Annotated in this window: 21 protein-coding genes; all 21 read left to right on the top strand. The window is 56.5% G+C overall.

Features of this window, described 5'->3' with window-relative positions; all coding sequences use genetic code 11:
• Positions 1-140: 140 nt before the first annotated feature.
• The 21 genes from DSCA_RS01310 to DSCA_RS01210 all read left to right on the top strand — a co-directional run bounded on the left by DSCA_RS01310 (position 141) and on the right by DSCA_RS01210 (position 18,837).
• On the top strand, positions 141-3,893 hold the full coding sequence (locus DSCA_RS01310; RefSeq protein WP_155314728.1) for a phage tail tape measure protein: 3,753 nt from the start codon (positions 141-143) through the stop codon (positions 3,891-3,893).
• A gap of 7 nt (positions 3,894-3,900) precedes the next feature.
• Positions 3,901-4,212 carry a DUF7768 domain-containing protein gene (locus tag DSCA_RS01305; protein WP_155314727.1) on the top strand — a complete coding sequence of 104 codons (312 nt, stop codon included), beginning with the start codon at positions 3,901-3,903 and terminating at the stop codon, positions 4,210-4,212.
• Between the two features lie 2 nt (positions 4,213-4,214).
• Positions 4,215-4,685: a CIS tube protein gene (locus DSCA_RS01300; protein WP_155314726.1), complete on the top strand. Its 471-nt coding sequence runs from the start codon at positions 4,215-4,217 to the stop codon at positions 4,683-4,685.
• Positions 4,682-4,972 carry a LysM peptidoglycan-binding domain-containing protein gene (locus DSCA_RS01295; RefSeq protein ID WP_155314725.1) on the top strand — a complete coding sequence of 97 codons (291 nt, stop codon included), beginning with the start codon at positions 4,682-4,684 and terminating at the stop codon, positions 4,970-4,972. The genes DSCA_RS01300 and DSCA_RS01295 overlap by 4 nt, the downstream gene beginning before the upstream one ends.
• A gap of 99 nt (positions 4,973-5,071) precedes the next feature.
• Positions 5,072-6,337 (top strand): phage late control D family protein, encoded by a 1,266-nt coding sequence (locus tag DSCA_RS01290; RefSeq protein ID WP_155314724.1) that lies wholly within the window; start codon positions 5,072-5,074, stop codon positions 6,335-6,337.
• A gap of 13 nt (positions 6,338-6,350) precedes the next feature.
• On the top strand, positions 6,351-6,782 hold the full coding sequence (locus tag DSCA_RS01285; protein ID WP_155314723.1) for a YcbK family protein: 432 nt from the start codon (positions 6,351-6,353) through the stop codon (positions 6,780-6,782).
• A complete protein-coding gene (locus tag DSCA_RS01280; protein ID WP_155311006.1) occupies positions 6,769-7,095 on the top strand; it encodes a hypothetical protein in 327 nt (108 codons plus the stop codon). Before DSCA_RS01285 ends, DSCA_RS01280 begins: the two co-directional genes overlap by 14 nt.
• Before the next feature lie 15 nt (positions 7,096-7,110).
• Positions 7,111-8,160, top strand: a complete 1,050-nt coding sequence (locus tag DSCA_RS01275; RefSeq protein ID WP_155314722.1) for a phage baseplate assembly protein V — start codon at positions 7,111-7,113, stop codon at positions 8,158-8,160.
• An 11-nt stretch (positions 8,161-8,171) separates the two neighbouring features.
• A complete protein-coding gene (locus DSCA_RS01270; RefSeq protein WP_155314721.1) occupies positions 8,172-8,939 on the top strand; it encodes a glycosyltransferase in 768 nt (255 codons plus the stop codon).
• Positions 8,932-9,306 carry a hypothetical protein gene (locus tag DSCA_RS01265; RefSeq protein ID WP_155314720.1) on the top strand — a complete coding sequence of 125 codons (375 nt, stop codon included), beginning with the start codon at positions 8,932-8,934 and terminating at the stop codon, positions 9,304-9,306. The genes DSCA_RS01270 and DSCA_RS01265 overlap by 8 nt, the downstream gene beginning before the upstream one ends.
• 2 nt (positions 9,307-9,308) lie before the next feature.
• Positions 9,309-9,575 (top strand): PAAR domain-containing protein, encoded by a 267-nt coding sequence (locus DSCA_RS01260; RefSeq protein ID WP_155314719.1) that lies wholly within the window; start codon positions 9,309-9,311, stop codon positions 9,573-9,575.
• A 10-nt stretch (positions 9,576-9,585) separates the two neighbouring features.
• Positions 9,586-9,888, top strand: a complete 303-nt coding sequence (locus DSCA_RS01255; protein WP_155314718.1) for a hypothetical protein — start codon at positions 9,586-9,588, stop codon at positions 9,886-9,888.
• A gap of 14 nt (positions 9,889-9,902) precedes the next feature.
• Positions 9,903-10,871, top strand: a complete 969-nt coding sequence (locus DSCA_RS01250) for a hypothetical protein (RefSeq protein ID WP_155314717.1) — start codon at positions 9,903-9,905, stop codon at positions 10,869-10,871.
• Complete coding sequence (locus tag DSCA_RS01245) at positions 10,868-11,371, top strand: GPW/gp25 family protein (protein WP_197904710.1); 504 nt, start codon at positions 10,868-10,870, stop codon at positions 11,369-11,371. Before DSCA_RS01250 ends, DSCA_RS01245 begins: the two co-directional genes overlap by 4 nt.
• Before the next feature lie 72 nt (positions 11,372-11,443).
• Positions 11,444-12,847: an IS1380 family transposase gene (locus DSCA_RS01240; RefSeq protein WP_155314716.1), complete on the top strand. Its 1,404-nt coding sequence runs from the start codon at positions 11,444-11,446 to the stop codon at positions 12,845-12,847.
• Between the two features lie 279 nt (positions 12,848-13,126).
• Positions 13,127-14,536, top strand: coding sequence for a baseplate J/gp47 family protein (locus DSCA_RS01235; RefSeq protein ID WP_155314715.1), 1,410 nt, complete (start codon positions 13,127-13,129; stop codon positions 14,534-14,536).
• A complete protein-coding gene (locus tag DSCA_RS01230; protein WP_155314714.1) occupies positions 14,536-16,107 on the top strand; it encodes a phage tail protein in 1,572 nt (523 codons plus the stop codon). The genes DSCA_RS01235 and DSCA_RS01230 overlap by 1 nt, the downstream gene beginning before the upstream one ends.
• Before the next feature lie 9 nt (positions 16,108-16,116).
• Positions 16,117-16,710: a hypothetical protein gene (locus DSCA_RS01225; protein ID WP_155314713.1), complete on the top strand. Its 594-nt coding sequence runs from the start codon at positions 16,117-16,119 to the stop codon at positions 16,708-16,710.
• A 9-nt stretch (positions 16,711-16,719) separates the two neighbouring features.
• Positions 16,720-17,706, top strand: coding sequence for a hypothetical protein (locus tag DSCA_RS01220; RefSeq protein ID WP_155314712.1), 987 nt, complete (start codon positions 16,720-16,722; stop codon positions 17,704-17,706).
• A gap of 122 nt (positions 17,707-17,828) precedes the next feature.
• Positions 17,829-18,290, top strand: coding sequence for a hypothetical protein (locus tag DSCA_RS01215; protein WP_155314711.1), 462 nt, complete (start codon positions 17,829-17,831; stop codon positions 18,288-18,290).
• A gap of 13 nt (positions 18,291-18,303) precedes the next feature.
• On the top strand, positions 18,304-18,837 hold the full coding sequence (locus DSCA_RS01210; RefSeq protein WP_155314710.1) for a hypothetical protein: 534 nt from the start codon (positions 18,304-18,306) through the stop codon (positions 18,835-18,837).
• Positions 18,838-18,844 lie beyond the last annotated feature (7 nt).

Here is an 18,844-nt window from a genome sequence, read left to right as displayed (position 1 = left end):
ATCTTCTTTCTCGCTTACGGCGGGCTCCATTGGAGTTATTCGGAAACACGGGCGCTGCCGCTTCGGGTCCGCCACGAATTCGTGGAAGCCATGGAGCGGCAGCTTGCTTTTGAACGTGAGGAACTGGAGCGCAATCGCACATGAACGAAGATCTTGGACTCGGTGTCGTTGTTTCGATGAAGGACGGGTTTTCGCAGAACGCGGCCCGGGTCCAGACGTCCATGCAGTCCTTGGACGCCACAGTCGCCGCTTCCAGCGAGCGTATGACGCGCAACCTCGACCGTATCCAGAAAGGCACCATGATGATCGGCGCGGGTCTGGCGCTCATGGCCTTGCCGGTCGGTCTCGTAGCATCCACGGCAGCCACCCAGAAAGCACTCGGTGAACTGTCCTCCCTCGGAGTCAAGGATCTGCGGGCTATTGAAGACGCCGCGGAATCCTTCACCAACACCTGGTCCGGATCGACCAAGGCCGAATTCATCACCGCCGCTTATGACGTCCGCTCCGCTTTATCCGGGTTGACCGACGAAGCGGTCGGATCGTTCACCGCCATGGCCGCCCTTACCGGCAAAGCCACCAAGGCGACCACCGAAGAGATGGTCGGCACCTTCACCACGGCCTACGGCATTTTCAAGCCCATCATGCAGGATATGTCGGACGCGCAGTGGGCGAAGACCTTCGCCGGAGCCATGGCCCAGACGGTCGCTTCCTTCAAGACCAATGGCCGCCAGATGGCCGACGCCATCAAGAACATCGGCGCGGTGGCCGCCTCTTCCAATGTCCCATTGCAGGAACAACTCGCCATACTCGGGCAACTCCAGACCACCATGCCCGGCTCGGAAGCCGGAACCTTGTACAAGGCATTCATCATGAAAGCCGCCGAGGCCGGCGAGAAGCTCGGGCTTTCGTTTATCGATTCCACGGGACGATTGAAAGGGATTATCCCCATCCTCCAGGAGATCAAAGGGCGTTTCCCCGACCTGTCCCAGGCCGCGGCCCAGGTGGAGATCAAGAAAGCCTTTGGTTCCGACGAAGCCGTCAAGTTCCTTTTACAGATGTCCCAGGGCGTAGGGGCGCTGGAGACCAATATTCAGTCCGTCGCGCGGGCCATGAAGACCGGCACCGCCGTCACCGAAGAGATGGCCCAGGCGATGAACATGGACATCGGCAGCCAGTTCAAGCTCCTGTGGCAGCAGATCAGTAACCTGTCTGAAATCCTCGGCCGCACACTGCTCCCGGTGGTCACACCGATTATTCAGGGCATTTCCAAAGCCGTGCTCTTCTTTCAGAAACTGGCCAAGTCCATGCCGGGATTGACCAGGGTTGTTCTCACCCTGTCCATGGCCCTTGGTGCGGTGCTCGTGGTTGTGGGCGGCGTGATCGCCGCCGCGGGGACCATCGGTTTGATGCTTCCCGCCATCAAGGCCGGTCTCGCGGCCATGGGAGCGGCTGTGGCCGGTGTCGGGTCGGTGTTCGCTACCTATTTTCTGCCGGTTGTGGCCATCATCGGAGGCGTGGTGCTGGCCGTCTATTTGCTCAAACGGGCGTGGGAGACCAACTTCGGCGGCATCCGCGACACGATTTTTGGAGCGTGGGAAAAGGTAAAACTCGTCGTGGGCGGTATCCGTGAGCTGATCTCTTCCCTGAGCGGAGGGTCCGGACGGATGTCGGCTGAGCTGGCCAAAAAGTTAGAGGCGGCCGGATTGATGGGACTCGTAATTACGGTGTTCCGTATCTATTACCGGGTGCGCCAATTCCTGACAGGTTTATGGCAAGCCTTTTCCAACGCGTTCGGAAAGATCCGGGCGATTCTTGAACCGGCGGTTAGTGCGCTCATGCAGGCATACGGCGCTCTCTACAAGGCGGTCTTTTCGGTTCTGGAAATCTTCGGCTTGGCGGCATCTTCCGCCGACGCTTCATCCTATCGAAGTTTGGGAGAAACGCTCGGCACGGTTTTGGGTGTCATCGCCAAGGTGGGCGCGTATCTGCTCAAGTTCGTAATCTACAACCTGGTGGCGGTCGTCAAGATCGTCACCTGGGTGGTGCGCGCGGTCGTCTGGCTGGGCAAGACCATTGTCACGGCTTTCATCGAGGCCGGGAAGTTCATCTACAAGTTTTTCCTGCCGATCCGCCTCCTGGTCCAGGCGCTCCGCATGGTCGGCCGGGTGGTTTACACAGTCTGGCAAGTGCTCACCGGCGACCTCTCAGTAGTCGACGGATTAAAGTCCATAGGCAGCACCGTTTTTAATTTCCTGGCCACACCGTTTCTGTGGGCCCGGGATGTGATCGTCGGTGTCTGGAATTTTATCAAGGGATTGTTCTCGTCTATCGGACGGTTCTTCACCGCCATCGCATCGTCGCTGGTCGCCGTGTTCATGGACCTGCCGCTGGTGCGAACTTTGAGGGATGTTTTCGGGGCGGTGCGGAGCTTTTTCTCGGGCGACACGACCTTTTTCGAAGCCGGCAAACGGCTATTGATCGCCCTGGGAAAAGGTCTCTGGTCGGCGGTGACCTATCCTTTCGAACTTCTCAAGAAGGCGCTCGGTTGGCTCAGAAAGCTGCTGCCGTTCTCAGATGCCGAGACAGGACCTTTGTCCAGTCTGAGCAATTCCGGGGCGGCGATTCTCAAGACTCTCGCCAAAGGTATGCTGGGAGTCCTTTCGTTGCCGGGCAAGATACTCGGTGTGGCGCTCAAGGGGATGTTCTCCGCTGTTCGCTGGGTATGGCAAGGCATCAAGTCCTTGGGCTCCGGCATCCTCTCGGCGCTGACCTGGCCGTTTCGAAAAGGCGTCGAGTTGGCCGCGTCCGCGTGGCGCGGCGTCACTGGCGTGGTCGCTTCCACTTGGAACGGGATCAAGGGTCTCGGCGCAGCGGCGTTTGATGCCGTGGCCGCGCCGTTTAACTGGATCGGTAATGTAGCCGGAAGCGTCTGGGACGGGATTCGTTCCACCGCGAGTGAATTGTGGAACGGGATCGGCAACCTTGCTCAGTCGGCGTGGTCCTTCGTGAGCGCACCCTTTACCTGGATCGCCGATGCGGCTTCAAGTGCGTGGAGTCACATCACCAACGCCGCATCCATGGCCTGGGACGGTCTCAGATCAATGTCGCAAAGCGCCTGGGAGTGGATCAAAGCTCCGTTCGAGGGGCTGGCTTCAGTCGCATCTTCCGCCTGGGAAAAGGTAAAGAACGCCGCCTCGGGAGCGTGGGATTCCGTGACGTCCACTGTATCCAACCTGGCAGGCACCGCGTTTGAAAGCGGGAAAGCCATTCTCACCACGGTGGGAGAAGGGATCAAATCGGCGGTCACCGCACCGTACCGGGCGGCCAAGTCGGCCCTGTCTTTTGTTCGCGATCTGTTGCCGTTTTCCGACGCCAAGGAAGGTCCGCTGGCCAATCTGACTCGTAGCGGATCAGCACTACTGGAAGCGCTGGCTGGAGGGATCGCCAAGGCCGCGACGGTTCCTGCTAAGGCAATCGCTGGAGCCTTCGGTTTCATGAACGATATGTTGGGACGTGTAGCCGTACCATCGATGCTGGCCGGGACACTGGCGCTTACGCCGGTTGTAGCTGGTGAAATCCCTTCGGCGGGAACGCCTCTCTTCGGAACCGAACCGGCGATCATGGAAACGAGACCGGAGGCTGCGCCTCCTGAACAATCGCGTCTTCTCGGCGAGACCAGAGGTGTCCTTGGAGCAGGAAATAACGGTTTCACGCAGTCGTCCACCGGAGAGAACCTCCTGCCGGTATTGGAGGCCATCCTGAGCAAATTCGACGCGCTCGCGGAACGGCCCATCGACGTCTCGGTGACCACCTTGCTCGATGGACGTCAGGTTGCCCAATCGGTCTATCGCGATCTGCGTGAGCGCAAAATCAAGAATTACGAAACGCTGTGAGGATAGCATGAAAAAAATATTCATTTGCAGTCGATATGCGGGAGACGTCACCCGCAATGTAACTGTCGCCGAGCGCTTGTGCCGCAAGGCTGTGGAGCGCGGTTTTTCTCCTTTCGCACCCCATCTTTTGTTTACCCGCTTCCTTGACGATGAAAAGGCGTCGGAGCGGGAGATCGGCATCTCCTGTGGACTGATTTTCATGAAAAGCTGTGACGAGGTCTGGGCCTATATCGGAGATGGGGTTTCCAGCGGCATGCGCAGAGAGATGGACCACGCCCTTAACTTGGGCAAGACCGTGATTGAGATCGAGGAGTTTTGATCGTGGCCTGGGACCAGAAAGAGATCGCAGCATACATCGTGGATGTGGATACGGGTGACTACCTGGATTTCCAATACAACCCCAACGATATCGTGGACGACAAAAGCACCGCTTACGCCGCCATCAAGATTCCAGGGATGAGCCATCCCCGCTACCAATATGTGGCCGGCGAGCCCCGTAAGATCAGCTTCAAGATTCTATTCTTCAAGGGACCGGTCAAGGAATCGGTGGACTGGCTGCGCTCGCTCCTCTACCCGGAGCATGCAGGAACGATGCTCAAGAACGCGCCGCACCGTGTGCTGTTCATGTTTGGTGATCTTTATCCCGGTGTGCTCTGCGTGGTCAGGCAGGTCAAGGCGCGCTTTTTTCACCTGTTCGACAGGGACAATCTACTTCCCCAACATGCCGAAGTCGACATGGTGCTCGAGGAGTACATCGACGAGTCGGTGGATTACTCGGAGGTGCGCGGATGATCGGACGTCGTTCCCGCTATGCAGCGGGCATCCTTTACACGGATCATGATGATGAGTTTCTGGGAGTCCGTCCGCGCGTCGATACAACTCCCCGTCCCGATGATCGCTTCCACACGGTGGTCGAGGGCGACAGGCTGGATCTGCTGGCCCACCGCTACCTGGACCGTGCCGGTCTGTGGTGGATCATCTGCGATTACAACGACATCTTTTTCCCCCTGGAGATCGAACCCGGCACCGTGCTTCGTATTCCGTCCGTTGAACATGTTCTGATGCGTCTGCTGAGCTGACTCAAGCCTTTCATTCCATTCGCGCCGACAACTTTTCCCAGGCTCCGGTAAGTATCCGGTGAAGACCGCCATGCCGGCGGTACAACCGGAGTTAGGCGCATGGATTTCGACACATTCAAACCGACGTTCCTGATTCAGATCGAGGGACAGACATTATCGGCGGACATCACGCAGGAGATAACCTCATTCGTCTTTGAGGACAACGAGGAGGAACTCGATGTCCTGGAGTTGTCGGTCACGAACCGCAACCTGCAGTTTGTGGATGATCCGTTGTTCCAGGAGGGCAACGAGATCGTCGCGCGCTTCGGATATGTCGACAACCTCTCCCCGCGCAAAAAGGCAGTCATCAAGGACATCGATTACGACTTTCCAGAGAGCGGCGATCCAACCATTCGCATCAAGGCCTATGACAAGGGTTTCAAACTGGCAGGCAAAGAGAACCAGAAGGTTTGGAAAAAGCCCGCTCCGGGCATCCTCTACTCGGAGATCGCTGAGGAGATTAGCTCCGCCAACGGGCTGACGTCGGTGGTGAAGCCCACCAAGGGACAACATCTGCGGGTCGCGCAAAGCAACATCTCCGACGCCCAGTTTCTCAAGGAACTCGCAATCAAAGCCCGTGAACAGGATGGCGACGGAGTTACGGGCTACGCCTTTTACATCCAGGACGACGAACTGCACTTTCATCCCCGCGAGCTGGAGAAAAAGCCCGCCGCGGTCCTTGAATACTTCACCGAACGTAAGGGCGTGCTCCGTTCCTTCCGCCCGTCCACCCAATCACAGGGGGCAAAAGGAGCCGGAACGGAGACCAAGACCACCGGCGTCAATCCACGCAAGAAAGAGCCCGTGGAACATACCGCCAACAACGAGACCACGCCGGAGCGCACGTCTCTCGGTAAGCGCACCTACCTGGTCGACGGAAATACCGGCGAGGGAGCCTTTAAGGAACAGGAGTCGGGACAAATCGTTCCCAGCTTTGAACGTTCCGAAGGCTTCCACGAAGAGCCGCGTCAGGAACCCGCCCAGGACCTGGCCGAAGGCAAGTTCAAGGAAGCCGAGCTCCGCCAGGTCGAGGCCGTCGCCGTCACCATCGGCATTCCCGTACTGCGGGCCAAACAGAACGTGGAAGTCAAGGGCGTCGGTCAGAAGTTCTCCGGAATCTATTACTGCCATTCGATCCGCCACGCCATCGGTGACGGTGGATATCAGTGCGAACTCAAACTCAAGAAAAACGCCCTGGGTAAAGGAGCCGGCGACAAGTCGATTGAGGCCAAGGGCAAGCAAAACGATCAGGAAGCGCCGCTGACACCCCAGGAAGAACCGCCTCAGATGGTGACCATCGACGCGGATAGCGGGCAACGACGGTAAGGAGGCGAAATAAATGGGAGATCTAAGCAAGAACTTTTCACGGCATGAATTCGCATGTCGATGCTGCGACCGGGCCGAGATCAACCAGCGGCTGGTGGATGCGCTGCAGGAGCTGCGCGATCTCGCAGGTCTGCCGGTTCGAGTCACCAGCGGTTACCGCTGTTCGGAACACAATCGGGCGATAGGCGGAGCAACCCGAAGTCAGCATCTGCTCGGAACCGCGGCGGACATCGTAGTGATAGGAATGACTCCGGCCGAGATGTATCGCTTGGCCGAAGATATTGAGGCCTTTCACAACGGCGGAATCGGCGTCTATCCGGATAAGGGATTTATTCATGTGGATGTGCGAGACGGACGAGCCCGCTGGGGACAGCTCGACGGGAAATACGTTGCGCTTGCAGAAGCGCTGAAAAACACAGGAGGAAACGACCATGCAACAGCTTGAACAGATTCTGACCTTTATTTTGGACCACAAGGAGCTCATCGGGACTTTTCTCGCGACGCTTCTGGCGATTATCAAACTGACTTCGTGGGGCCGGGCCAAGGCCGCGGCGTTGGATGCGGTTATCGGTGTCATTGAGCGAATGGGAGCAAAAGAGGTGAAAAGTGGAGTCGCAACTAAGGAAATCAATCTCCAGACGGCGGCCAAGGATGCCCTTCGTCACGCGGTGACCAAGGCCGATCCGAAAAAGAAGGCTGATGGACTTGCGACCCGTGTGGTGCGAGAGGTACTGCGCGGCGTTCTGCCACTGAAATAAGCGGGAGGATTGTCTGTGATCGAAACCCAGGACCGACAACATGAGGAGCGTTACAAGAACCGCTGGTACGGCAAATACCGGGGTTTTGTGCGCGATAACAACGACCCCGAACGTCTCGGGCGCTGCCGTTTGGAAGTGCCGGCGGTGCTTGGTACCGGCAAGGAGAATTGGTCGGACTGGGCATCGCCATGCTTTCCCTACGGCGGTAACGAGGACATCGGCGTGTTTCTTGTTCCCGAAGAAGGGGCATCGGTATGGGCGGAGTTCGAAGGCGGCAAGGTCCAGTTCCCCATCTGGTCGGGCGTGTGGCTGGCAAAGAGCAATCCCGGTGAACAGCCTGAGGAGTCGAAACGCGTCTGCAGCGACCCCACCTGCCGTGACTGTGAGGATAAAGTCGAACACAAACCCGACAGCCACGATAACCTCGAACATAAGAAATACCACGGCCATCCGCCATATTACTGCCCGCGCCGCAAGGTACTGCTCAAAACCGAGACCGGCCACACCATTGTGCTTGACGACCGGGATGAAGAGGAATTTTTAAAGATCATCGACCGCGCCGGGCAAATCCTTCACATGGATTGCCGGGTAAAGCGGAATGCTCAAACCGGCAACTCCCGACGACGGGGGACCAAGGACGCCGAGCGAGGTGATCAACTGGACATCGACGCCGACATCAAGGACCAGCATGGCCGTATCGAAATCACCGATCTCTGCCGTCAGTTCATGCGGTGGGAGGCATGGAAAGATAAGGAGAAAATCCATATCCAATCCTGCGACAAGACCCGGGCCCGCTGGCAGAAGATTCTCATCGATACCACCAAGGGACGGGAAAAAGTTCATATCTGGGGGCTTTGCGGTACTCAGGAGATTCTCATCGATTCCACCAGCGGTGCTGAAAAGATCCAGCTGACCGACAAGGCCGGCCAGGTGGTGGTCATGAACGCGGCCGCGGGGCGAGAACGAATACAGGCCACCGACAAATCCGGCAGCGTCATCCTCATGGACGGCGTTATGGGCAACATCATCGTTCGCTCCAGCAACAAGGTCTTGATCAACACATGAGGGGAAATCTTATGTATCCATCAGTGTCGGTAATAATCAGGGGCTACAACCGAGAACAATATATCGGCCAAGCCATCGAAAGCGTGCTTGCTCAGACTTATACGGACTTCGATCTACTGGTCTGGGATGACGGCTCCACCGACAAGACCGCCCAAATCGCCATCGAATATGCAAAGAAGGACAGACGCGTCCGTGTCGCCGCATGCGATCACCGGGGGGCCGTTAAATCCTTGAAGGCCGCCGTGGCGGATACCTTCGGGGCCTACCTGTGCTGGGTGGATAGCGATGACCTTTTGTCACCCACAGCATTGGAAGAAACGGTCGCGGTCCTGGATGGTGATACGTCGGTGGGGATGGTCTATACAGCTTACCAGCTCATTGACACTGTCGGGCGGGTTAAGGGACACGGTCGGCGGTGTCGTATTCCGTATAGCAAGGACCGGTTGCTTCTCGATTTTATGACTTTCCATTTTCGGCTCATACGCCGTTCCGTTTTCGAGCAAGCGGGCGGTATCGATCCCGATTTCAGGTGCGCCGAAGACTATGACCTATGCATGCGTTTATCTGAAGTCACTGAAATTCGTCACATTCAAAAGCCGCTTTACCAATACCGGGTTCATCCCCGGTCTATTTCCCATGAGATGCGGCTGGAACAGGTCCACTGGTCTCGGGAAGCCATTGCTAATACTCTGAAGCGCAGGGGGCTGGCGGATCGCTTCGAGGTCGATCTTCAAATTCGAGAACGCTTTTCGCTAAAAAGGAGAGAACCCGATGGATGAACACGATCACGGCCAAACACCGTGCAACTGGGAGCAAAATGAGCGTCTCCTGGCGCGCACCTTCGACTCCTGGCGAGCCGAGTTCAGAGCGATTCTTGAAGATCACCGCCGGGAAATCCAAGCGCGGTTGGAAAAAATCGAGCGCGAGATCGAAAAAAAATCGGACAAGGAGAACGTCGATCTTGTGGTCCGCAACATCCAGGGTGATCTGCGTCGTCACAGTGACGACATCAAAAACCTGCAAACAGGTCTTAATCAGAAGATGGGTGTCGAGACCATGTGGAAGGTGGTAGGGCTGGTACTCGCCATCAGCGGAGCCGTGGGCGGTGTGGTCGGCTTTTTGATTCGCGTGATGACGGGGAAATGATCATGGCCAGACCGCAAGCCAGACTCGGTGACATTTCCAGCCACGGCGGTGTGATCATCACCGGCGCAATGAGAACGGTGGTCAACGGTAGGCCCGCTGCACGATTGGGTGATTTGCACGCATGTCCTATTCCAGGTCATGGGGTCACGCCCATTGTTACCGGAAGCCTCGATACGACCACTGAAGGTATGCCCAACGCGCGCATCGGCGACGTCACCGCCTGCGGCGCGGTCATTGTCACCGGCAGCCTGGACACCACTGACAACTGAGGTTCGACGGATGAATTACCAAGATTTGGGGTTTTATTACTGGGATGTGTTTCCAAAAAAAATCAAGGTGACGCGCAGTTGGTGGTCCATGTCGGTTCCCCTCTCGATTCGCGGAACGCCAAAAGGCGAATTGCAATATGAGACTGCCGATTCCAGTATCGCCTGGGTCGATTGGGAAGGACGCGTCCGGCTCGGTTGGCGCACGGGAGCCACGATCATCATGGTTTACGATTCTCCGTCGCGGGACAGCATTCGTTACGTAGAGATTGAAGTGATCGAGGAATATGGCGGCGGATATGGTGAACCGTCATAAAGGAGACGCGTGGTATGGCCCTCTGGGATGAAGAAGGATCAGGATATGGAGACGGTTACGGATACGGTGAGGAAGGTGGGCCGATCATAGAACAAACCAGTTCATCGTTGTCCCACTATGAAATCATGACGCTGGCGCGGTTATTAGCCTTCGGCCTTGGCGTGACCGGCGAGGAAGAAGAACCTTATCTTCTCCAGGTCAAGAACAGCGTCTCCGCGATCAAGGATATCCTGGAGCAGAGCCACAACGCTTCGGAGGCGATCCGCGCCGAAGCCCAGACCGTATTGGAGGCCCACGCGGAAAGCGCCCAGGAATATATTCAACAGGTCGAACAACCCGATCCGCCGGATTTTCACCCTTTTGTATCCATGCCGGAAGGAACTATCGTTCGGGATCTTCCGGACGGCGGACGTATCTTCACCCTGGCTGACGGCGTGCTTGTGCGGGTGAATGCAGACGGCAGCCTTGTCTCTATCAGCCGGGATGGAACCGCCGTCACCCTTGAACCTGCCAGCGGTGGTATCGTGACGCTTCCTGACAGTCGGGAACTCATACTTAAACCGGAAACGATCCGCGTTACGCATGAAGCCGCCGGAATCGAGGGTTTGCCTCTTGATATCGACCCGGTCCAGACGGCCCAAGGCCGTTATCGGGTTGAATTGCCGGGCGGATACCGTCTCGATGTCTCTCACGACGAACGTACCGCCGTTGTCGGCAACCCTGCCGGTACCGTCGATATTCTCGCCATCGTTCGTATCGAAGGTGTCGGTGAGGATATTCAGGTGCATCTGGTTCCCGGCGGAGCCAAGGGATTCACCGCAGCCGAAAGCGGTCACAAAGGAATCATTGAAGCCGACGGTACGATCCATCTTTCCATGGCGAACGGTCTGGACCTCGTCATTCATTTTCCGGAAAACGCAGGAACCGGAGAAGAATACGGTAACGACGATGTTGCTCCTGTGATTTGTGAGGAGCGTGAATGATGGGATTCAACTTTCTTGGAAAAGGGCTGAAATTTCCCTTCAGATTCCGGCAACGCTCGGGTGGGGCGCAGGTCTCATCAGCCACCTCGCTGGAACATGAACACATCCACGAGAGCATCCTCCAGATCCTCGGCACCCGCCCGGGTGAACGATTCATGCGCCCCGAATTCGGCTCCCGGCTCAAGGATCTCATCTTTGAACCCAACGATGAAGTTCTGAAAGGCCTGATCCGCCATTACGTCATCGACGCCGTCAAGCGCTGGGAAAAGCGGGTGGTCATCACCGACGTGTCCTTTGACGATTCTTCGCAGAATATCGACCGTCACATTTTGCCGGTCCGTATCTCCTACCGCGTTATCCAGAGCCAGGTGGAAGGAAACCTGGTATACCCCTTCCACCGCGAGCCGCTTCAAGTATCCGCTCCCCGACAGTTCCGCGCCATTGCCGGTAACCTAAAATACGCGATTTTCACAAAAAAAGAGTCCTCTAAAATTGGATAATGTGTTATAATACTTGTTAAAAACCACCATGTTTACAACAAGCGTAAACACACCCAATAGGTAAAGGACTCTATGAGTAAGCATAGCAAAAACTACCGACAAAGTGAACTCAAAATCCAACGCATCGAAACGACGTCCGACCGGTTGACCGGAAGAGCCGGGCTGGCCCTGTTCGTGGCGTATATGCACGGCATTCAGGTTTTTGGCTGGTTCGACCGCTGGTTTGGATCCATCCGCAAGAACCGAAAAGGCCTTGCCATTACAGAACTTTTCAAACAAGTGCTCTGCTTTTTCGCCGATGGGACCAGTCGGCGCCTGGCATATTTCGACCAGATTTCTCGCGATGAGGGCTATGCCGGCAGCATAGAGACGCCAACTGAAGACATGGCCTCTTCTCATCAAATCAAACGTTTTTTCAAAGCATTCGCCTGGACTCGCGTGTTTTTGTTCCGGCGCCTTTTGCAGGCCCTTTTCATCTGGCGTCTGCGGATTACGCAACCCGATGTGATCGAATTGGGTATCGATACGATGGTCATGGACAATGACGATGCAAAATGCCGGCACGGCGTGAAGCCCACCTACAAGAAGAAAAAGGGCTTTCAACCCCTGCAAATGAATTGGGGACGTTTGATTGTCGATGCGGTGTTTCGCAGTGGGGACAAACATTCCAATCATGGCGATACGGTCCTGAATATGATCCGGCACATGGTTCTTAAAATCAGATGCGACTACCGTGGGGATGTGCCGATTATCATCCGCATGGACAGCGGGTTTTTCGACCAGAAAATCTTCGAGCTTTGCGAAAGGCTTCATGTCGGTTATGTCTGCGGCGGCAAAGTGTATAAAGACATCAAGCAAATGGCGGACAACTGGGATGCGTCCAAATGGAAACGGTTCGAATCCGGAAAGAAGAAAGCCTGGAAATACGCCGAGTTCGGTATCCGGCAAGGCAACTGGAAACAATTCCGCCGCGCGATTTTTTGTCGGTTGATGCACGATAACAGCAAACAGCTTTACCTTCCGGGATTTCGGCCTGACACCATCATCGTCACCAACATCGGTCAAGGTCAGGCGATCGACGGTATGCTGGAAAACGCCGGAGCGGTGGAATATCTGACCACCAATGGGCTCGTCGCCTGCTATCATGAACGCGGCAGCGACGAATTGGCCAACCGGGCGTTGAAGGATTTCGGTCACGAACAACTGCCTTTCAAACGATTCGCCCCCAATGCAGCCTGGTATTATATGATGCTGGTCGGTCATTTTCTGCTCGAGTCGTTTAAAGAAGATGTCAGTGCGCCGGTATTATCGATTGGTTCCTATGCCTCCACGGTGCGTAGACGGCTGATCGATATCGCCGGTAAAATCGTTTTCCACAGTGAGCAAACGGTCTTAAAGGTGACTAGGACCTGCCTGGAAAACCTACGCTTGCCGGAGTTGTTTGAACGGTGCCGCAAAGCGCCGGTTATCGAATAACCCGCAGGGAAAATAAAATTTGGAGTAAAACCGGTGGAGAGGTGTGCGCTAAAACAGGCTAAAATGCGCATATGACCACAACAAATTCGGTCAGGATAGCTTGTCTGCAGAAATAGTATCAAATTCTCAGCAGAACCCGATTTCTCTACCATGTTTTACCAGAATACTTCTGTTCAAAACCAAAATCGCCTCGTTTAGGGGTAAGTAACAAGCGGGTCCTCTCTGTCATTTGCGACAGCTTGAGGAGTCCATGTTGCTAAAACCGACAGGTGACCGGAAATGGGCAGAGCAAGTATCGCTTATACAAACAAGGACTACGACTCCCTGCGTCGGGAACTTCTGGCGCGGGTGCCGCAGCTGACAGACCGTTGGACGGACTTCAACGCGTCCGACCTCGGTGTCGTTCTGCTCGAACTTTTCTGCGGCGTCGGCGATATGCTGGCGTACTATCTGGACGCCCAGGCTGCCGAAGCCTTTCTGCCCACCGCCCGCCAGCGGCAAAACGTCATCAACCTTTGCAAACTTATCAGCTACCGGTTGGACTCGCCGGTGGCTGCCACAACCGATTTGCGTTTCTCCCTGGCTGCGCCCCTTGACGCGGATCTGGTCATACCGGAAGGAACGGCGTGCAGGGCCCGTCTGGAAGACGAAGATGTCGAGTTTGAGACGACCAAAGACGCCACCATCCCGACTGGCCGGATGGCGGTCGAAGTGGGCGCGCGCCAGGGGATTCGCAAAACTGAAACCTTTTCCGGCACAGGCGAGCCGGGCCAGACGATCAATCTCACCGGGACGGCGGTCGCTCAAGGGAGCATCCGCATCCGGATACAAGACCAGGAGTGGATAGAGGTCCTTCACTTCCAGGAAAGCGAAGTAGAATCCCCTCACTTTCAATCCGACACAGACGCCCTGGACAAGACCAGTATCGTCTTTGGTGACGGCGTACGCGGGGTAGTTCCCACCGCCGGAGTGGAAATCGAGGTGGCGTATCTCGAAACCCTGGGCGCGTCCGGGAACATCGGATCGAATCTGGTCAGCGAACTGCTGACACCCGTTTATCTCGACAGTCAACAAGTCGCTCTCACGGTCGACAATCCGGTACCGGCCACCGGCGGAACCGACCGCGAGAGCCTGGAACACGCCCGCAAGCAAGCCCCGGCCGAAGTGCGTTCCCTGTGGAAGGCGGTCACCAAGGAAGACTATCAGTCGCTGGCGGAGGGCTATCCCGGTGTCGCCAAGGCACAGATTCTCGATGTCAACGACTGCGGAAATATCCGTTATTACCAGGTCAACCTGGCTGTCGCCCCGGACGGCGGTGGGCCACCCTCACCACTTCTTAAAGAGGACCTTGCCCAATATCTGGAATCGCGCAAGGTCATCACAGTAGAGATCAATCTCTTTGAGCCGGTATATCGACCCGTGGTTATCGACGCGGAGATATTCGCCTATGCGGGAGAAGACCTGGATCTGGTGCACAGCCGGGTCGAGCAGGCGCTGGAGGATTTTTTTGCCTTTGATCGGATGAATTTCGGCGTACCGGTGCATTTCTCCGACCTGGTTTCCACTATCGACGGCGTGCGCGGTGTGAGCCATGTGAAGATGTTCACTCCGCAGCAGGATATTGAAATCCGAGCCGGTGAAATCGCCGTCCTCGGCATACTTAATATCGATGTCAGGAGGGCTGTTTGATGGCATCGTACTTCGAGAAGAAACTCATCGACCTCCTGCCGCCGCTTTACCGCGAACGTGACGGCTCGGGCGATCTGCAGACTCTTCTCAATGTCCCTGCGGCCAGTTTCGATGAGATCAAGGAACTGATCGATAGATTTCCAGAACTCTTTGACGTCGACCGCTGCGAAGACAGGTTTCTCCCTTTCCTCGGAGAGATCGTGGGACATCGCTTCGATCCCCTCGCCGACGCTCCGACCCAGCGCAGGCTCATTCGTGAGGCCGTGGAGATCTATCGGCGTAAAGGGACTATCCCGGCGATCAGCCGGTCTCTCACTGACATCGGTTGGCAGGGAGGTATAGAAGAAACCTTCCGCAAGGCGTTGCGGCTTAATCGACGTTCACTGGTGGGACGTTCAAAGCTGCCCGGACTGATCTACAGCCTCGGTGTCTACCGCATCGAAAGCGACAACATCGTACAAGGCGTTCGTCCGGCACTGGAATTCCATCACCCGGCAAGTACCAGGGTCTTTTTTCTGCAGTGGCTCTACTCGCTGCTGTCGATGGAATCGGATTTTGAGGCGGTTATCAAAAAGGTGGTGGAGCGCGTCTGTCTGGGTCATCTGCATGAAACTTTCGTAGTCAATCACAACGCGCTGAACACCGACTACCACCTGACCCGCAAGAACAAGACCTGGGGATTGTGGCGGATTACAGACGGCACAACGCTCCTGCAGGATATTGAACGGGCCGGTGTATGTCTCTCACGCTGGCACGGTCGCACACCGCGGTTCCGGTTGAATAGTGTACCGCTCAATTCCGACCGGCTGCCCAATCTCTGGATAAGCGAGCGGAAGTTCGCCGTCTGCTGCGGGATCGATACCAAACCAACATCTGATACCACAACGCCGGTCTTGCGACTGGCGGGTCAGGATCTGAACCGGTCTCGACTCAATCAATCCGCTCCGGCCTGCAAGATAAAATTCCGGCAGAAAGATCTGTTATCCGAGGCGCTTCATAGCGAATCGGAAAATCAGGGGAACCGGCGGACCCATCGTTACGGTCGCCGTTCACGACTTTCTCACTGGTTCAGATTGGGGCATTCCTGCGTGAACGGTATGGACAAGGTGTCCGGCGCGGCTGCCGGCAGGCATCTGTTCATTACTGCCTATGCCCATGCGGACTGGTCGGAGGTCTCTGGGGCCTGGGACGTGGTGGACCGCTGGCGTGCCCGTCGCCCCGGATTTTCATTGAACAGCCGGACCCTGAACTCAACTGAAATCACCGACGCATACATCACCGAGGCTCGGGCATCGTTCGAGCTGACCGTGGATACAGGCATTCCCCGCCGCCGACGCGTGGAGACACTGCTTCTCAACAACCGCAGGCTTAACCACACGGGGCTCCGCCTTTCGGTGGATCGTACCCGGCCGATGCGGTTGGGCCACATGCCGCTGAACGGCTCCGGTTTTCGCTTGTCCGAGCCGTGCCTGCGCTGGCGCTTCCGGCAAAAGGACCAACACGCGGAAGTCCAGACCGGGATCGACGCGGCAGCCAATCAGTACACCGTCACGCAATGGCCGGCGGCATAGGAGGATTTTATGGCGATTCACTTATATGAAGACATCACCCTGGTCCAGCAGGTATCCGAGGGCGACCTCTCGAACCCCGATGACGACACCTACAACGGGACCGACGGCGAATCAAAAGACAAGGAACTTTTCCTCGCCAACGAGCAGACAACTCTGGCTGTTGCTTTGGCTTCGGGAGAAACCTCACTGCAGCTGGATGAGCCCCGCTTCGCCGACGGTGAAGTCATCATCATCGACAACGAACAACTGCGTGTTTTGAGCGGCGCTGGAACCACGACGCTCGGTGTGGAGCGCGGTTACGGGGGAACAGCCCCAGCTGCGCATGACGCCGGTGCCGCAATCTACTCCGGATACGACTACACGGGACTGATAATTGAACCGGTGGATACCGTAGGCGGAGACGAATCGGACTGGTATGCGCTGGCGCTGATCCAAGCGGAACTGGACACAGCCACTCCCGGCGCGCCGCTCAACATGGGCGACAAGGCGCACAACGTCACTGTCTCGCTATGGAGGCGCTGCATCGTGCCCGCCGGAACACCTGTACAGAACAAGACGGATCTCAGGCTCCGTGTCACCGGTACAGAGAACCCGATCCTGTAGGAGGAATAAATGGCCTATCACAGCACATCCGGCACCGCAGACAACACCGCCGATTTCCTGGTGAAGCTGAAAGACTTTCTGACGACCGTTGTCGGGTGGACGCTCCACGATGACGGATCTGCACAGCCCGATCCCTACCACGTTCTGAAATCAGTCGGCGAGTCCGGCATCGAGGACATTTACCTGCAGTTCATCGACGACACGAATACCGACCGGATCGCCGTACGCGGAAGCCTTTTCTGGGACGCAACAGCACACGCGGGCGTAAAAGAGGCTTACCACAACAGCTACACCTATATCCGCACCGTGGACGCTTCGCAGTTTCTGTACTGGTTCTTCGCCGACCTCGATCATGTATTCGTGGTCACGAAGGTGGCGGCAACCTACTACGGCCACTACAGCGGATTGATCAACAGATTCTGGTCCGGCGTGGTGGCAGTGACCCAGACCGCAGCCGCTCCCGGAAGCGACGTCGTCCTGCAGGTAAACGACGCCTCGATATTCACCGTGGATGGATATTACCAGATCAAAGACGACGCTGGAATCGAAAGGGTTCAGATCACCGCCGTGGATACAGGCGTTACGCCCAACACGGTAACAGTGGCGAGTCTGGCAAACGCCTATGCGGTGGGTGCGAAGATCGGCGAGGACCCCCAACCGGTCATCATCGGGCGCTACCAATCGCCGGGAAGTTTCTATGCCCTGAACAAGTTCGACGGCTGGTCCAGTACCTCTGGTCAAACCGGATCATCGGCGGCGGCGCACGGCAATTTTCACACCGCGTCAAACCCGGACAAGCGTTACGGCCTGCTCACCATGTTTCCATGGCTCGTAGCCCATACATCAAGCGCCTACAAAGAGCTGCGCGGCGAATTAATCGAAGTCTACGCCATCGGAAGCGGAGCCGCTGATTCAGAGGATGTGCTCGACATGAGCGGAATGACCTACCGGATATTCAATATCTCCGGACCGGGGTGGTGCGCGGTGAAGGAGTAGAGAGATGGCTGTAAGACAAGGAAATAAGAAGGCAATAATCAAGAAAGCCGCACGGGTCGTACCACAATTTCGGACGTCCCGGATGATCGGCGTGGCATATCGAATTCGCGGGAGGCTGAGACGTGGCAACCCATAACGGCAATCGTTTCACACTACAACCACACGCCGGACGTGTGGTCCCGATGAATCGCGCCCAGGGACCGGTCCTTCCGGCGGCTGTTTTTGAGGCCGTCGGTGCGACGAGTTCGATACGAACGGTGAGAAACAATGCAAATACCGCCATGCGGATATGGACGCCATTTACCGTCGAAGCCGACTCGCAAGCCAGGATTGTGCATTCACTGCTGCGGGAATTCGATGCCCGCATGTGGGTTGTCCGTTTCCCTCAATACGAAACAGACATCTCCGTGCTGGTGATACGCCCATTTTCAATCAACGGCGATACACGGCAAGCGGTTTCGGCCGCCATCGAACGTCACACGGACACCGAACAACGCGTGGTTCATCAGCTGGAAAGCGATTTTGACATCGGACAAACAATCTTCGCTGTGCTGATCAACGAAAGCCACGCGATCCAGACCTGAAGGAGGAATACATATGTCACTGGGACTTATTGTTAAAACCGGCCGCATCCTCACCGCGAGGCTGCTGATGGGAGAGCCCATCGACGGAATCACGCACTGCGCCATCGGCGACGGTGACGCCACATTTATCGACCCGCTCAACCCGCCCGCGCCGGATATCGACCAGACGGCGCTTAAAACCGAACGGGCGAGAAAGAAGCACTACAAGCGCACATTCCTCAAAGAAGACTCGGAGGGGACGCTGGTCGTCAACGGTATCCATTACATCGAGACCGCCGAGGAGACCCAGACCATCGGTGTGTTTTTCCGTTTCGAGGAAAGTGAGGCCAACGGCATTACCATCCGGGAGTACGGATTCTTCGGTGGTGATGTGGCCTATATCGATGGTCTTCAATCGGATTACGCGGCGAATGGTGTTTACCACCCGGACACCAATCCGAGCGGTGAAGTGCTCACGTCCGGGTACCTGTACGAAGTGAAAAACATCCCCGACTTCAACAAGACCTCCGATACGCGGGTGGAGCTGGTCGGGGTCATCAAAATTTAGGAGGAAC

This window comes from Desulfosarcina alkanivorans (assembly GCF_009688945.1).
In the GTDB taxonomy this organism is placed as follows: domain Bacteria; phylum Desulfobacterota; class Desulfobacteria; order Desulfobacterales; family Desulfosarcinaceae; genus Desulfosarcina; species Desulfosarcina alkanivorans.
This window is presented reverse-complemented; position numbering and strand designations above follow the sequence as displayed.

Excerpts from the sequence above, each read along its gene's own strand:
- DSCA_RS01310 (WP_155314728.1), top strand. The coding sequence starts at position 141 with ATGAACGAAGATCTTGGACTCGGTGTCGTTGTTTCGATGAAGGACGGG.
- DSCA_RS01305 (WP_155314727.1), top strand. The coding sequence starts at position 3,901 with ATGAAAAAAATATTCATTTGCAGTCGATATGCGGGAGACGTCACCCGC.
- DSCA_RS01295 (WP_155314725.1), top strand. The coding sequence starts at position 4,682 with ATGATCGGACGTCGTTCCCGCTATGCAGCGGGCATCCTTTACACGGAT.
- DSCA_RS01290 (WP_155314724.1), top strand. The coding sequence starts at position 5,072 with ATGGATTTCGACACATTCAAACCGACGTTCCTGATTCAGATCGAGGGA.
- DSCA_RS01285 (WP_155314723.1), top strand. The coding sequence starts at position 6,351 with ATGGGAGATCTAAGCAAGAACTTTTCACGGCATGAATTCGCATGTCGA.
- DSCA_RS01280 (WP_155311006.1), top strand. The coding sequence starts at position 6,769 with ATGCAACAGCTTGAACAGATTCTGACCTTTATTTTGGACCACAAGGAG.
- DSCA_RS01270 (WP_155314721.1), top strand. The coding sequence starts at position 8,172 with ATGTATCCATCAGTGTCGGTAATAATCAGGGGCTACAACCGAGAACAA.
- DSCA_RS01265 (WP_155314720.1), top strand. The coding sequence starts at position 8,932 with ATGGATGAACACGATCACGGCCAAACACCGTGCAACTGGGAGCAAAAT.
- DSCA_RS01260 (WP_155314719.1), top strand. The coding sequence starts at position 9,309 with ATGGCCAGACCGCAAGCCAGACTCGGTGACATTTCCAGCCACGGCGGT.
- DSCA_RS01255 (WP_155314718.1), top strand. The coding sequence starts at position 9,586 with ATGAATTACCAAGATTTGGGGTTTTATTACTGGGATGTGTTTCCAAAA.
- DSCA_RS01250 (WP_155314717.1), top strand. The coding sequence starts at position 9,903 with ATGGCCCTCTGGGATGAAGAAGGATCAGGATATGGAGACGGTTACGGA.
- DSCA_RS01245 (WP_197904710.1), top strand. The coding sequence starts at position 10,868 with ATGATGGGATTCAACTTTCTTGGAAAAGGGCTGAAATTTCCCTTCAGA.
- DSCA_RS01240 (WP_155314716.1), top strand. The coding sequence starts at position 11,444 with ATGAGTAAGCATAGCAAAAACTACCGACAAAGTGAACTCAAAATCCAA.
- DSCA_RS01235 (WP_155314715.1), top strand. The coding sequence starts at position 13,127 with ATGGGCAGAGCAAGTATCGCTTATACAAACAAGGACTACGACTCCCTG.
- DSCA_RS01230 (WP_155314714.1), top strand. The coding sequence starts at position 14,536 with ATGGCATCGTACTTCGAGAAGAAACTCATCGACCTCCTGCCGCCGCTT.
- DSCA_RS01225 (WP_155314713.1), top strand. The coding sequence starts at position 16,117 with ATGGCGATTCACTTATATGAAGACATCACCCTGGTCCAGCAGGTATCC.
- DSCA_RS01220 (WP_155314712.1), top strand. The coding sequence starts at position 16,720 with ATGGCCTATCACAGCACATCCGGCACCGCAGACAACACCGCCGATTTC.
- DSCA_RS01210 (WP_155314710.1), top strand. The coding sequence starts at position 18,304 with ATGTCACTGGGACTTATTGTTAAAACCGGCCGCATCCTCACCGCGAGG.